This window comes from Chelativorans sp. M5D2P16 (assembly GCF_034427935.1).
In the GTDB taxonomy this organism is placed as follows: Bacteria; Pseudomonadota; Alphaproteobacteria; order Rhizobiales; family Rhizobiaceae; genus Chelativorans.
Map to the genome: position 1 here is coordinate 20,832 of NZ_JAXQNM010000019.1, position 14,521 is coordinate 35,352.

Annotated in this window: 8 protein-coding genes; 4 read left to right on the forward strand and 4 right to left on the reverse strand. The window is 65.5% G+C overall.

Annotated elements, in window-relative coordinates:
- Positions 1-11: 11 nt before the first annotated feature.
- Positions 12-1,007 (reverse strand): KpsF/GutQ family sugar-phosphate isomerase, encoded by a 996-nt coding sequence (locus SIN08_RS09710; protein ID WP_322451379.1) that lies wholly within the window; start codon positions 1,005-1,007, stop codon positions 12-14.
- Between the two features lie 137 nt (positions 1,008-1,144).
- Here SIN08_RS09710 and SIN08_RS09715 point away from each other — a divergent pair, with 137 nt between their 5' ends.
- Positions 1,145-2,797 carry an outer membrane beta-barrel protein gene (locus tag SIN08_RS09715; protein ID WP_322451380.1) on the forward strand — a complete coding sequence of 551 codons (1,653 nt, stop codon included), beginning with the start codon at positions 1,145-1,147 and terminating at the stop codon, positions 2,795-2,797.
- Between the two features lie 35 nt (positions 2,798-2,832).
- Here SIN08_RS09715 and galU read toward each other — a convergent pair whose 3' ends face one another.
- Positions 2,833-3,714: a UTP--glucose-1-phosphate uridylyltransferase GalU gene (galU, locus tag SIN08_RS09720; protein WP_322451381.1), complete on the reverse strand. Its 882-nt coding sequence runs from the start codon at positions 3,712-3,714 to the stop codon at positions 2,833-2,835.
- A 190-nt stretch (positions 3,715-3,904) separates the two neighbouring features.
- Between galU and SIN08_RS09725 the strand changes: the two genes are divergently transcribed.
- Complete coding sequence (locus SIN08_RS09725) at positions 3,905-5,128, forward strand: lytic murein transglycosylase (RefSeq protein WP_322451382.1); 1,224 nt, start codon at positions 3,905-3,907, stop codon at positions 5,126-5,128.
- Positions 5,129-5,231: 103 nt separating this feature from the next.
- On the forward strand, positions 5,232-6,446 hold the full coding sequence (locus tag SIN08_RS09730; RefSeq protein ID WP_322451383.1) for a DUF459 domain-containing protein: 1,215 nt from the start codon (positions 5,232-5,234) through the stop codon (positions 6,444-6,446).
- A gap of 102 nt (positions 6,447-6,548) precedes the next feature.
- On the opposite strand, the gene SIN08_RS09735 is transcribed toward SIN08_RS09730, so the two are convergent.
- Positions 6,549-8,003, reverse strand: a complete 1,455-nt coding sequence (locus SIN08_RS09735; RefSeq protein WP_322451399.1) for a glutamate synthase subunit beta — start codon at positions 8,001-8,003, stop codon at positions 6,549-6,551.
- A 229-nt stretch (positions 8,004-8,232) separates the two neighbouring features.
- Positions 8,233-12,954 (reverse strand): glutamate synthase large subunit, encoded by a 4,722-nt coding sequence (gene gltB, locus SIN08_RS09740; protein WP_322451384.1) that lies wholly within the window; start codon positions 12,952-12,954, stop codon positions 8,233-8,235.
- A 478-nt stretch (positions 12,955-13,432) separates the two neighbouring features.
- Here gltB and SIN08_RS09745 point away from each other — a divergent pair, with 478 nt between their 5' ends.
- Positions 13,433-14,482, forward strand: coding sequence for a low specificity L-threonine aldolase (locus tag SIN08_RS09745; RefSeq protein ID WP_322451400.1), 1,050 nt, complete (start codon positions 13,433-13,435; stop codon positions 14,480-14,482).
- The last annotated feature ends 39 nt before the right edge of the window (positions 14,483-14,521 follow it).

A 14,521-nucleotide genomic window follows, 5' to 3' on the forward strand; every position in this document is an offset into this window, starting at 1 on the left:
CGGGCGCGCCCTCAGGCCGCCCCGATACGCAGGAGATCGTGCAGGTGCACGATGCCGAGCGGCTTGCCGTCTTCGACCACCATCAGTGTAGTGATGGCCGACGCGTTGATCATCTGCAGCGCCGTCGCGGCCAGGGTCTCCGGCACGATCGTCTTCGGGTTCTTCGTCATCACCTCGTCGACGCTCATGGACAGGATGTCGCCGTCCATGTGCCGGCGCAGGTCGCCGTCGGTGACGATGCCCATCAGCCTGCCGCCCGGATCGGTGATGCCCACGCAGCCGAACCCTTTGCGCGAGATTTCGAGGATCCCCTCGCGCATTCCGGTGCCGGAGGCCACGAGCGGAATGCGCTCGCCGGTATGCATGATGTCGCCGACATGGGTGAGCTTGGCGCCGAGCTGCCCGCCGGGATGGAAGGTGCGGAAATGGTCGGCTGTAAAGCCGCGCGCCTCCAGGAGAGCGATGGCGAGCGCGTCGCCCATGACAAGTTGCAGCAGCGTCGACGTGGTGGGCGCGAGATTGTGCGGGCAGGCCTCGGGCACGCGCGGCATGCACAGCACCACGCTGGACTCTCGGGACAAGGTGGAGTCGGCGCCCGCCGTGATCGCAATCAGCGGAATGGAAAAGCGCCGCGCATAGGCGACAATGCCCTTCAACTCCGCGCTCTCGCCCGACCAGGATAGCGCTATGATGGCATCGTCCCGGGTGATCATGCCGAGATCACCGTGATTGGCTTCCACCGGATGGACGAAATAGGCCGGCGTGCCCGTCGATGCGAGCGTGGCGGCGATCTTGGAGCCGATATGCCCGCTCTTGCCGACGCCGCTGACGATCACCCGCCCGGCAATGCGCGAGATGACCTCGACGGCTTCCTTGAACGGACCCGACAGCCCGTTGGCCAGCGCCTCTTCGAGGGCGCAGAGCGCGGTCTTCTCGGCATCCAGCGTCCGCATCGCCGAATCGACGGTGCGCTGTGAATCGATCGTCTTGATGGGCCTGTTCAGCATGCAAAAGCGCTTAGCGCTTTCACCGCGCCATGTCCAATAAAGTCTGACGGCAGGACGTCTCACTCAACCTTGCGTTAACCAAGGCAATTTACGTTTCGCTTACCCTGGCGCGCCCGCGCTCAAGTGTTCGGATCGTGATGCCTCGCGTTCGCAAGCAGAGTTCGTACGGATTGTTGTGCCTGGCCTGCGCGGCCGGCGCGATTCTGCCGGCCATTCCCGCCACCGGCCAGGAGACCGGTCTGCGCGGCGCCGTGAGCGAGTCGGAAATCACATCAACACTTCTGCCCACCGGCGAGACGGACGCACGAACGACGGGGACCGTCGGGTTTCCCGCCAATGCCTATCAGCCGGTCAGTCCCGGCGCGCTGCCCGAAGCGGATCCTGATCAGGATCCGCTGTCGCCCCCGGCCGCGAACACGCCCTCCCGCCGGCCGTCCACCGCTATCGGGCGCGAGCGTGAGCGCGAAGAGGCTGCGCAGAATGCTGCGGCCACGACGGGTGCGGAAGAGGTCGGCGCAGAAGAGTCGGTCGACGAGATCGATACCGCGAGCCTCCGGGCCGCGAGCGCAGAGCCCGACCGCGAAGACCTGTTCCTGCCGCTGCGCGCCAACGAGCGTGTACGGCCCGTCGGCAACGCCGCTGAACGCCGGCCCGAGACGGACCCCTATGCGCCGCTCGGCCTGCGCCTCGGCACCTTCACGCTTTTCCCGACCCTCGAAGAAGGCCTCACCTGGACCTCGAACGCCGACAACAGCCCGGACGGTCGCGAGGCCCTCCTGTCCGAAAGCACGCTGCGGCTCAACGCGGTTTCCGACTGGTCGCGCCATCGTGCTGTCCTTGACGGCTTCGCCACCTACCGCAAATCGCTCTCCGGCGAGGAGGTCTCCGAACTGGAGGGCGCGGCCGACGCCGCGCTCGAACTGGATCTCGCCCACGGCATGACCGGACGGGCGGCACTCGGCTATTCCGCCCGGCGCGAGTCTGCGTCCTCCCCGGTCGCCATCGCCGGCGTCGACCGCCAGCCGCTGCGCCACACGATCGACGGCGCGGTCGGGCTCGAAAAGGCGCTCGGCAGGATCCATGTGGGCATCACGGGCGAGGTCTCGCGCGATCAGTACGGCGACGCGCGGCTCACGGATGGCACAACCCTCTCCCAGGCCGAGCGGGACTCCACCCTGGCACTGGCCCGCCTGCGCGGTGGGTACGAACTCTCGCCCGCCCTCATGCCCTTCATCGAGATCGAGGCCGGCCGGCGCTTCTACGATGAGGAGCGCGACAGCGCCGGCTACGCCCGGTCCGCGAACCGCTACGGCGTTCGCGGCGGCATCGAACTCGACCTGTCGGAAAAGCTCTCCGGCGAGGTTTCGGCGGGCTGGATTGCGGAAGATTTCGAGGACGATCGGCTGGAGACGATTTCCGGCCTGGCGCTCGCAGCCGCACTCGACTGGTCCCCCATGCGGGGCACCAATGTACGGCTCGACGGCACCACGACGATCGAGGGATCCGCCGATGCCGGCGACAGCAGCTCACTGCTCTATGCCGGAACGCTCAGCGTCGAGCGCCGGCTGCGCTCGAACCTGACCGGCAATCTCGCACTCGGCGCCGCCTGGCGCGACTACGAGGCCGGCGGCCACGATCTCGTGCTCAACGGCGAAGCGACCCTCACCTGGTGGCTGAACCGTTACGCAGGCCTCACCGGTCGCCTCCGTCACGAGCGCCAGACGAGCGATCTACCCGGCCGCGACTACGAGACGACCAGCGTCTTCATGGGCATGAAGCTGCAGCGCTGATCGCGGCGACCACCTAAATCGCGGTCCCAAGACCTCTAGGATTCGATCTCGGGGAGCAGCGTGCGGATGAAGTTCTTCAGGTATGGCCTGAACTCCTCGCGCTCCAGCGCGAAGGAGAGATTGGCCTCCACGAAACCTTCCGGCGAACCGCAGTCGAACGTCCTGCCCTTGTAGACATGGGCATAGAAGGATTGCTCGGCGTGCAGGCGCAGCATCGCGTCGGTGATCTGGATCTCCCCGCCCGCGCCGGTCTGCTGGTTTTCCAGGAGAGCGAAGATCTCCGGCTGCAGGATGTAGCGGCCGCTGATGTAGAAGGTCGACGGCGCGTCCGCGGGCTTGGGCTTTTCCACCATGGAGGTGATCTCGAAACCGGTATGGATGTCCTTGCCGCGCCCGACGATGCCGTATTTGTGCGTCTCACCGGGATCGCACTCCTCGACGGAAAGCACGTTGCCGCCCGATTTCTCGTAAAGGTCGACCATCTGCTTCAGGCAGCCGGTCTCCGATTGCATGATCATGTCCGGCAGGAGCAGTGCGAAGGGCTCGCCGCCGACCAGTTCGCGCGCGCACCAGACCGCGTGCCCCAGCCCCAGCGGGACCTGCTGGCGGGTGTAGCTCGTCTGCCCGGGTTGCGGCTGCATGGCTTCCAGCCTGTCCAGAATTTCGGTTTTGCCGCGCCGCGAGAGCGTCTCGTAAAGCTCCACCTGCACGTCGAAATGATCTTCGATGGCCGTCTTGTTGCGCCCCGTGACGAAAATAAAGTGCTCGATGCCCGCCTCGCGCGCCTCGTCGACCACATATTGGATCACCGGCTTGTCGACGACGGTGAGCATTTCCTTCGGCAGCGCCTTGGTGGCGGGCAGAAAGCGTGTCCCCAGCCCGGCGACGGGAAAGACGGCCTTGCGTATTTTGGTCATGCGGCAATTTCCCTCAAGACATGTTGACGGCCCGAAGGCATCGGATAATGCTGATACGTGGTTTTCGGTTCCTGCACCATAAAGGTGGACATTCTGCGAACACAGCCCCGATTTTGTCGGGTTTTAGGGTAAACCCTTTCCTAACCGCAATCGGCGATAAAAACGGCTCGTTGTTCCGATGGAGGTTGGAATGTTTGCGTACCAAGCCGCCCGCGGTCTGGCTCTGGCAAGACTCGTGGTGACTGCCTTCGTGATCGGGCTGATGGCCCAGCCGGCCTTCGCCGATGCCGGCTTCCAGCGCTGGCTCGCCGATTTCCGCAATGTCGCAATCCAGAACGGCGTTTCCGGTGCGACCTTCGACCGGGCCTTCCGGGGGGTGCCAGCCCCGGATCCCGAAGTTCTCGAAAAGGCCCGCTATCAGCCCGAGTTCAGGGCGGAAGCCTGGGAGTATTTCGACAACCGCGTGCAGGACAATGCCATCCGGACAGGACGCCAGATGGCACGCAAATGGGAACCGTGGCTCGATCGCATCGAGCGCCAGTTCGGCGTCAGCCGTTACATCCTCCTGGCCATTTGGTCGATCGAATCGAACTACGGCGAAGCGCTCCAGAACGACCGCATCATGCGCCACCTGCCGCGTTCGCTGGCCACCCTCGCCTACGCCGACAAGCGGCGCGCCAAGTTCGCACGGACACAATTGCTCGCCGCCCTCAAGATCCTCGAGCGCGGCGACATTCCCGAAAACCAGCTCACCAGTTCGTGGGCCGGCGCCATGGGGCACACCCAGTTCATTCCCACCAGCTATCAGGCCTATGCCGTCGACATGGACGGGGACGGACGGCGCGACATCTGGCACTCGGTGCCGGATGCGCTTGCCACCGCGGCCAACCTCCTGCGCAAGAACGGCTGGCAGAGCGGCGAAACCTGGGGCTATGAAGTGGTGCTGCCGGGTGGCCGCAAGTTTCCCGCAGGCACGATGTCGCTCAGCCGCTGGGAATCGATCGGCGTGGTGCGGGCCAACGGCAAGCCTTTCCCCCGCCCCTCCGAAAACGCCGAATTGAAGGTGCCGGACGGCCGGGCCGGACCGGCCTTCCTGATGGTGAAGAACTTCTTCGTCATCAAGCGCTACAACAATTCCGACAAATACGCGCTCGCCGTCGGCCTGCTCGCCGACCAGATCGCGGGTGTGGGCGGCCTCGTACGCGACTGGAACCGGCCTTTCGAGCGGCTTTCCTCCGATGAGACCGAGGAGTTGCAGAAACGCCTCGGTGCGCTAGGCTATTATCAAGGCCCGATCGACGGCAAGATCGGGCAGGGCTCGCGCAGTGCCATCAAGGAGTTCCAGGCCCGCATGGGGCTGGAACAGGACGGCCACCCCAGCAAAGACGTTCTGAGGAGGCTGCGCGGGAATTGACCGTTTGCCGGCGGGCGTGGTCGCCCGCCGCCGCAAGCGCGACAAGGACAACCGGCAGCCCGGCGGCTTTCGCCGCGGCAAGCGCCACCAGGAGTAACGGTTTATGGCCGCGGGTCCTTCCAAGAGAGCGCCTCTCCTGCGGTTGCTTCTGGCCGTCCTCGGACTGGCCGTTCTTTTCACCGCCATGCCGTCGCCGCGGGACGGAGCGTTTGCGCAGGAAGTCATCCGCCGGCGCGGGCTTCTCGACATGCTCTTCGGCGGGCCGCCCCCGCGCGAGGCCTTGCCGCCCGCACGCGAGCGCCAGCGTGCGGCGCCGCAGAGACGCGCCCCTTCCCGGCAGACACGCCCGCCGGCGGCTTCCAGGCAGCAGCAGCCGGCGCCTCGCGCCGCCCCTGCCGCCCCCCCGACGGTGGAAAAGCTCGACAACGCGCGGGTGGTGCTCGTCGTCGGCGACTTTCTGGCTGGCGGCCTGGCCGAGGGTCTCACGGCCGCCTATGCCGATTCTCCCGGCGTGCGGATCGTCGACCGCAGCAACGGCTCCTCCGGCTTTGTCCGCGACGATTTCTACGATTGGAACAGCGAGATCGGGCCGATCCTGGAAGAGGTTGAGCCGTCGGTGGTCGTCGTCATGATCGGTTCCAACGACCGCCAGCAACTCGTCGTCGACGGCAGGCGCGAGCGCCCCCAGGCCGACCCCTGGCTGGCGGAATACACGCGCCGCGTGACGCGCTTTACACAGGCGATCGAAGAGGCGGACGTTCCGCTGGTCTGGACAGGTCTGCCGCCCTTCGAATCGTCCTCCATGTCCTCCGACATGCTGGCCTTCAACGACATCCACAAGACGGCCGTGGACGCCGTCGGCGGCACCTTCGTCGATATCTGGGAGGGCTTCGTCGACGAGAACGGCGCCTTCGTCTTTACCGGACCTGACATGAACGGCCAGCCCGTGCGCCTGCGCGGCAGCGAGGGCATCAACCTCACCAGGGCGGGCAAGCGCAAGGTGGCGTTCTATGTCGAAAAGCCATTGGGCAAGCTGCTCGGCGCTGCCGTCTCCCCGGATGTCGAGCAACTGGAGATGGAAAGCCTTCCCGCCCCGGAAAGCCCCGCCGAGACGGGGCGTACCGGCCCGATATCGCTTGTCGGGCCGGAACTGGACGGCGGCGGCGAACTCCTTGGCGGTTCGACCGGCGCATCGGCCACTTCGAAAGAACAGGCGGTTCCGGCTTCACAGCCCGGCCGCGCCGACCACTTCGTCCCGCTCGAGAGACCTCGCGTGCCGCCGGAGGACGAGGACGATACGACGGCAGTCGGACCGTAGAGACAGCCGCCCCTTTGGCGGGTAGAGACAGCCGCCCCTTTGGCGGGTAGAGCCTGCCGCCGCCTTGCGACAGGGCAAATCCGCGCCGATCCGGCTTCGCCGCTACCGCGGCAGGACGGTGCTTCCCATCAGGAATTCGTCGATGGCACGTGCGGCCTGCCGCCCCTCACGAATCGCCCAAACCACCAGGGACTGGCCGCGCCGCGCATCGCCGGCGGCGAAAAACCGGTCGACGCTTGTGCGGTAATCGCGGTCGTTCGCCTCCACGTTGGTTGAATTGCGGCGGTCGACCTGAATGGAGAGTTTGTCTTTGAGTTCATTCAGCACGGTCGTATCGAGCGGGCCGGCAAAGCCGATGGCGATGAAGGCGAGATCGGCCCTGATGATGAATTCCGTGCCTTCGATGGGTCCGCGCTTCTCATCGACCTCGCAGCACCTCACACCGGTGAGTTGCCCGTCCTCACCCACGAACGCGAGCGTGGCGACCTGGAACTCCCGCTCCGCGCCTTCGGCCTGGCTGGAAGAGGTGCGCATCTTCGTCGCCCAGTAGGGCCAGACGGTGAGCTTGTCCTCCTTCTCCGGCGGCCTCGGTCGGATGTCTAGCTGCGTCACGCGCACGGCACCCTGGCGGAATGCCGTGCCGACACAGTCGGAAGCGGTGTCACCGCCGCCGACCACCACCACATGCTTGCCACCGGCGAGAATGGGATCCGCCGCCCAGGCGACGGACTGGATGTTTTCGCCGCCGATGCGCCGGTTCTGCTGCACGAGATAGGGCATGGCGTCGTGAACGCCCTCGAACTCCCCACCGGGAATGCCCGCCGGCCGCGGCTTTTCCGAGCCGCCGCAGTAAAGCACGGCGTCGTGCTCGGCAAGCAGTTCCTGGACCGGCTTGTCCACGCCGACATTCACCCCGCAATGGAAGGTGACGCCTTCGCCCTGCATCTGTTCGACGCGCCGATCGATATAGTGTTTTTCGATCTTGAAGTCGGGAATGCCGTAGCGCATCAGCCCGCCCGGCCGGCTCTCGCGCTCATAGACATGCACGTCGTGCCCCGCCCGGCCAAGCTGCTGGGCGGCGGCCATGCCGGCAGGACCGGAGCCGATGATGGCGACGCGCTTGCCGGTCTTGGTCTCCGGCGGCTGCGGGCGCACATAGCCCAGTTCATAGGCCTTGTCGCCGATGGCCTGCTCGATGGTCTTGATGGTGACCGGCACGTCTTCCAGGTTGAGCGTGCAGGCCTCCTCGCACGGCGCCGGGCAGATGCGCCCCGTCCACTCCGGGAAATTGTTGGTGGAGTGCAGGTCGCGGATCGCCGTCTCCCAGTCGCCCTGATAGACGAGATCGTTCCAGTCCGGGATCTGGTTGTGCACGGGGCATCCCATCGGCCCGTGACAAAAGGGGATGCCGCAGTCCATGCAGCGCGCGGCCTGCTTCGCCACCTCCTGCTCCGACATCGGGATGGTGAATTCGCGGAAATGCCGGATGCGGTCGGACGCCGGCTGGTACTTGTTCTCCTGCCGGTCGATCTCGAGAAAACCTGTAACCTTGCCCATACTCATTCCTTGTTCCTGACGGCCCTCTCAGGCCCGCAACCAGTTTTCCACTTTGAGCGCTGCTATCAAAGCGGGGCCCACCCTGGTCCCCAATACCAATAGGCAAACCCTATGACCGCACCCAATACAAAGATTTCTGCTCCAGCTACGTCACCGACAAGGTAAACCGCCAGCGGCACCGAGAAAGCGATCAGAAGCGAAATCAGGGCATGGGCGAGGCGCACAGCACTCACTCCGCCGCGATCCCCATGCGCATGCGCTCCATCTCCTCCAGCGCCCGGCGGTATTCGACCGGCATGACCTTGCGGAACTTGGGCCGGTAGTCCGCCCAGTTGTCGAGGATGATGCGCGCGCGCTCCGAGCCCGTATAGCGGTAATGGTTGGAGATCAGGTGCGCCAGCCGCTCCTCGTCGTGCCGGGTCATGTCGCCGGAAACGTCGACGCGGCCCATATGGGCGATGTCGCCGCCGTGGTGATGCAGCTTTTCGAGGATATCGTCCTCTTCGGGAACCGGCTCCAGCTCGACCATGGCCATGTTGCAGCGCTCGGCGAAGTCGCCCGCCTCGTCCAGCACATAGGCCACGCCGCCCGACATGCCGGCCGCGAAATTGCGGCCCGTCTCACCGAGCACGACGACGGCGCCGCCGGTCATGTATTCGCAGCCGTGGTCGCCCACGCCTTCCACCACCGCGACCGCGCCGGAATTGCGCACGGCGAAACGCTCGCCCGCCACGCCGCGGAAATAGCACTCGCCTTCGATGGCGCCGTAGAGCACGGTGTTGCCGATGATGATGGAACGCTCCGGCACGATCCGGGAGCGCTCGGAGGGACGGACCACGATGCGGCCGCCGGAGAGCCCCTTGCCGACATAATCGTTGGCGTCCCCCACGAGATCGAAGGAAATACCGCGCGCCAGGAAAGCGCCGAAGGACTGGCCGGCCGTGCCGGTGAAGCGCACCGAGATCGTGTCGTCCTTCAGCCCCTTGTGGCCGTGGCGTTTGGCCACTTCACCCGACAGCATCGCTCCGGTGGTGCGGTCGATGTTGCAGATGTCGGTCTCGAAGGTGACCGGCTCCTTGCGCTCCAGCGCCGGCTGGGCGGCGGCAATCAGCTTGCGGTCGAGGATGTCCTCGATCGGATGCTTCTGCCGCTCCGTCCAGCGGATCGCCTCGCGCGGCGCTTCCGGCTTGAAGAAGACGCGGGTGAAATCGAGCCCCCTGGCCTTCCAGTGGTCAATCATGGCGCGCTTTTCCAGAAGGTCCGACTGACCGACGATGTCGTCGAGCTTCGTAAAGCCCATTTCGGCCATGATCTGACGCACTTCCTCGGCGACATAGAAGAAATAGTTGATGACGTGTTCCGGCGTACCCTTGAAGCGCTTCCTGAGCACCGGATCCTGCGTGGCGATACCCACGGGGCAGGTGTTGAGGTGACACTTGCGCATCATCAGGCAACCCGCCGCGATCAGCGGAGCGGTGGAGAAGCCGAACTCGTCGGCGCCCAGAAGCGCACCGACGATCACGTCGCGCCCGGTCCTCAGACCGCCGTCCACCTGAAGCGCCACCCTGCTGCGCAAGCCATTCAGCACCAGCGTCTGATGCGTCTCGGCAAGGCCCATCTCCCACGGAGAGCCCGCGTGCTTGATCGAGGTGAGCGGCGAGGCGCCCGTGCCGCCATCGTAGCCGGCGATGGTGATGTGGTCGGCGCGCGCCTTGGCGACACCTGCGGCAACCGTGCCGCAGCCTACCTCGGAGACGAGCTTCACGGAAACGTCGCCGGCCGGATTGACGTTCTTCAGGTCGAAGATGAGCTGCGCCAGGTCCTCGATGGAATAGATGTCGTGGTGCGGCGGCGGCGAGATCAGGCCGACGCCCGGCGTCGAATGGCGCACCTTGGCGATCGTCGCGTCCACCTTGTGGCCGGGGAGCTGACCGCCCTCGCCGGGCTTGGCGCCCTGGGCGATCTTGATCTGCATCATGTCGGAGTTGACGAGATATTCGGTGGTCACCCCGAAGCGCCCGCTCGCCACCTGCTTGATGGACGAGCGTTCCGGGTTCATCGCGCCGTCGGGCAGCGGCAGGAAACGGTCGGCTTCCTCGCCGCCCTCGCCGGTGTTGGACTTGCCGCCGATCGCGTTCATGGCGCGTGCAAGCGTCGTGTGCGCCTCGCGGCTGATGGCGCCGAAGGAGATGGCGCCGGTGGAGAAGCGCTTGACGATCTCCACCGCCGGCTCGACCTCCTCGATCGGCACCGGCTTGCGCCCCGCCTGCCCGGCCATCCTGATCTGAAACAGGCCGCGAATGGTCTTGGCCCTGGCGCTCTCGCCGTTGATGAGGTTCGAGAACTCCTGGTAATTCTCCCAGGACTTCTTGCGCACCGCGTGCTGCAGCGTCGCCACCGCGTCCGGCGACCAGGCGTGCTCTTCGCCGCGGATGCGGTAATTGTACTCACCGCCCACGTCGAGCGCGGTCTTCAGCACAGGGTCCTTGCCGAAGGCCGCGGCATGGCGCGCCACCGTTTCCTGGGCGATCTCCTCCAGTCCCACGCCTTCGATGGCGGTCGCGGTGCCGGTGAAGTAGCGCTCGACGAATTCAGAGCGAAGTCCAACGGCGTCGAAGATCTGCGCGCCGCAATAGGACTGGTAGGTGGAAATGCCCATCTTGGACATCACCTTCATGATGCCCTTGCCGATGGACTTGATGTAACGCGTGACCACCTCTTTCGGATCGACCTCGGGCGGGAACTCGCCCTTGGTGTGCATATCGGTGAGCGTATCGAAGGCGAGATACGGGTTGATGGCTTCCGCCCCATATCCGGCCAGGCAGCAGAAATGATGCACCTCGCGCGGCTCGCCCGACTCGACCACCAGGCCAACCGCAGTCCTCAGGCCCTTGCGGATCAGGTGATGGTGCACCGCGGCGGTGGCCAGCAGCATCGGAATGGCGATGCGGTCGGGGCCAATCTGCCGGTCGGAAAGGATGATGATGTTGTAGCCGCCGGCGACGGCCGCTTCCGCGCGCTCGCACAGCCGGTCGAGCGCGCCGGCCATGCCGGCGGCCCCGTCGAGCGCCGCATAGGTGACATCCAGCGTCTTGGTGTCGAAGCGATCCTCGGAATGGCCGATGGAGCGGATCTTCTCCAGATCGCCATTGGTGAGGATCGGCTGGCGCACCTCGAGCCGCTTGCGGCGCGAATTGCCCACCAGGTCGAAAATGTTCGGCCGCGGCCCGATGAAGGAGACGAGGCTCATCACCAGCTCCTCGCGGATCGGGTCGATCGGCGGGTTGGTGACCTGCGCGAAGTTCTGCTTGAAATAGGTGTAAAGCAGCTTCGACTTGTCCGACATGGCCGAGATCGGCGTGTCGGTGCCCATGGAGCCGAGGCCCTCCTGGCCGGTCGTGGCCATGGGCGGCATCAGCATGCGGACATCTTCCTGCGTGTAGCCGAAGGCCTGCTGCCGGTCGAGCTGTGAGACGTCCTGGCGCGGCTCGCGCGGCGCGACGGGCTTCAGCTCCTCAAGGATGAGCTGGGTATTGTCCAGCCATTCCCTGAAGGGATGCTTGGTCGCGATCGCCGACTTCAGCTCGTCGTCGGAAACGATCCGCCCCTCTTCCAGGTCGAGAAGCAGCATGCGGCCGGGCTGCAGCCGCCATTTGGAGACGATCTTCTCCTCCGGCGCGGTCAGCGCACCCGCCTCCGAGGCCATGATGACCCGGTCGTCGTCGGTGACGATATAACGCGCCGGCCTGAGGCCGTTGCGGTCGAGCGTGGCGCCGATCTGCCGTCCGTCGGTGAAAGCCACCGCCGCCGGCCCGTCCCAGGGCTCCATGAGAGCGGCGTGATATTCGTAGAACGCCTGGCGCTCCGGGCTCATCAGCTTATTGCCGGCCCACGCTTCCGGGATCAGCATCATCATGGCGTGCACCATCGGGTAGCCGCCCTGATGCAGGAATTCGAGCGCATTGTCGAAGCAGGCCGTGTCCGACTGCCCCTCATAGGAGATTGGCCAGAGCTTGGAAATGTCGTTGCCGAACAGCTCCGAGTCGACGGATGCCTGGCGTGCCGCCATCCAGTTCACGTTGCCGCGCAGCGTGTTGATCTCGCCGTTGTGCGCGACCATCCGATAGGGATGCGCCAGCTTCCAGGATGGGAAGGTGTTGGTCGAGAAGCGCTGGTGGACCAGCGCGAGCGCCGACTGGAAGCGATCGTCCTTCAGGTCGCGATAGTAGGCGCCGAGCTGATAGGCCAGGAACATGCCCTTGTAGACCACCGTCCGCGCCGACATGGATACGATATAGAAGCCGTTGTCGCGCCCGTCCGTCTCCTCGTAGATGCGCCCGGAGATCACCTTGCGCAGGATGTAGAGCCGGCGCTCGAAGTCGTCCTCGTCGGTGATGGCATCGCCCCGGCCGATGAAGACCTGGCGGTGAATGGGCTCGGAAGCGGCGATTTCAGGCGCCTTGGAAAGGCAGGAATTGTCCACGGGCACGTCGCGGAAGCCGAGCAGGACCTGGCCTTCGGACCGCGTCACCTCGGCGATGATCTCCTCGATGTGCGCCCGGAGCGCCGGGTCCTGCGGCATGAACAGATAGCCGACGCCATAGCTGCCGGCCGGGGGAAGTTCCACGCCCTGCGCCGCCATCTCCTCGCGGAAGAACTTGTCGGGGATCTGCACCAGCATGCCCGCGCCGTCGCCCACCAGCGGATCCGCCCCCACCGCACCGCGATGGGTGAGGTTCTCCAGCATCGCCAGGCCGTCGCTGATGATCGAGTGCGACTTCACGCCCTTCATGTGCGCGACAAAGCCCACGCCGCAGGAGTCGTGCTCGTTGCGCGGATCGTAAAGGCCGCGCGCGGCGGGCAGGCCGGCGGCAGGACCTTCAAGGGCGGCTTTCAAGGCCCGCACGGAGGGCGTCAGCCCCGTCGCTACAGATGGCGTCAAGTCCGTCATCGCGTATCCTCCGCGTTCGACCCCCCTCGGGGGCGTCGGGTTCGTTTCGGGCCGCCCTTTTTCGGCGCATCCCGGCTGCTCAGTCGGCACATCTTGCGAAAAGCCGGAAGAACGCTTCCGTTATCACGGCGCGTATCTTCTAAGGACGGCGCGCTCGGTCGCCTGTCCCGTGCCCGCCATATCCACGCGTCATCGCGGCGCCGATCACTATAGCACAATGCGATCCGGCCCATGAACACGTCGATAAATAAGACAGTACTCCTGTCCTATTTCTCCACATGCCAGAAAATCGCACGCCACACAAGACGCAAACGTAAAAAATCCTTCCCCGGCAAGCAACAAAGTTGCGGCATTCGCGGCAATCCGGCAAGTTCGCGCGCATCCACAGGCCGCGGCGCCTCGGCTCTACATAGTCCTTGAATCCGCATCGGCAACGCGCGAGGTTGCGCGCCGCAATCCGCGAGGTCGTTCGATGCCTGTGAATTTCGCTTCCGACAACTGGGCCGGCGCCCATCCCGCCATCGCCGAGGCCCTTGCCGTGCAATCGGCCGGCTTTGCCACCGCATACGGCCAAAGCGAGCTCGACCGGGCGGTGGAACGGCACTTCTGCGAACTTTTCGAGCGCGAGGTGGCGGTCTTCTTCGTCGCCACGGGAACGGCCGCCAACGCGCTCTCCATGGCCTTCCTCAACCGGCCCGGCGGCGTCGCCTTCGGCCACACCAACGCGCACATGCTGGAGGACGAGGGCGGCGCGCCGGAACATCTGACCGGCGGGGCCAGGATGCATCCGGTTCCCGGTGCGCTCGGCCGCATGGACGCCCGCGCACTGGAGGCGGCGATCCACCTGTTTCCGGCCGCGTTCGTCCATGCCGGTCAGCCCATGGCGGTCTCCCTCACCCAGGCCACCGAAATCGGCACCGTCTATTCTTTGGACGATATCGAGACCATCGCCACGGTATGTCGCGCCCACGGCCTGCCGCTGCATATGGATGGAGCGCGTTTCGCCAACGCGCTGGCCGCACTCGGCACCACACCTGCCGAAATGACATGGAAGCGCGGCGTCGAGGTCCTCTCCTTCGGCGCCACCAAGAACGGCTGCTGGTGCGCCGAGGCGGTGGTCATCATGGACCCGGCGCGCGCCGGCGACATGCATTTCCTGCGCAAGCGCGCCGCGCATCTTTTTTCCAAGTCGCGCTTCATCGCCGCCCAGTTCGACGCCTATTTCCGTGACGAACTATGGCTGAAGAACGCCCGCCATGCCAATGAGATGGCCGCACGCCTCGCCCGCACCGTGAGAAATGCCGGCGGACTCCGCCTCGCCTGGGAACCGCAAGCGAACGAAGTGTTCGCAATCATGAAGACCGAAACCGCCGACGCGCTCAAGCGGAAGGAGGTCTTCTTCCACCCTTGGACCATGCCCGACGGCAGCGGCACACACCTTGCACCGGACGAGCGGCTTTACCGCTTCGTCACGTCATTCGCCACCACGCCCGAGGAGATCGACCGCTTCGGCGAGATGCTGGGATAGCCAGAGATTTCAGGTGCATTGGAAGTCGAGCCGGACGAG

Bases quoted from the DNA above. Each gene is read 5' to 3' on its own strand.
- SIN08_RS09710 (WP_322451379.1), bottom strand. From the start codon at position 1,007: ATGCTGAACAGGCCCATCAAGACGATCGATTCACAGCGCACCGTCGAT.
- SIN08_RS09715 (WP_322451380.1), top strand. From the start codon at position 1,145: ATGCCTCGCGTTCGCAAGCAGAGTTCGTACGGATTGTTGTGCCTGGCC.
- galU (WP_322451381.1), bottom strand. From the start codon at position 3,714: ATGACCAAAATACGCAAGGCCGTCTTTCCCGTCGCCGGGCTGGGGACA.
- SIN08_RS09725 (WP_322451382.1), top strand. From the start codon at position 3,905: ATGTTTGCGTACCAAGCCGCCCGCGGTCTGGCTCTGGCAAGACTCGTG.
- SIN08_RS09730 (WP_322451383.1), top strand. From the start codon at position 5,232: ATGGCCGCGGGTCCTTCCAAGAGAGCGCCTCTCCTGCGGTTGCTTCTG.
- SIN08_RS09735 (WP_322451399.1), bottom strand. From the start codon at position 8,003: ATGGGCAAGGTTACAGGTTTTCTCGAGATCGACCGGCAGGAGAACAAG.
- gltB (WP_322451384.1), bottom strand. From the start codon at position 12,954: ATGACGGACTTGACGCCATCTGTAGCGACGGGGCTGACGCCCTCCGTG.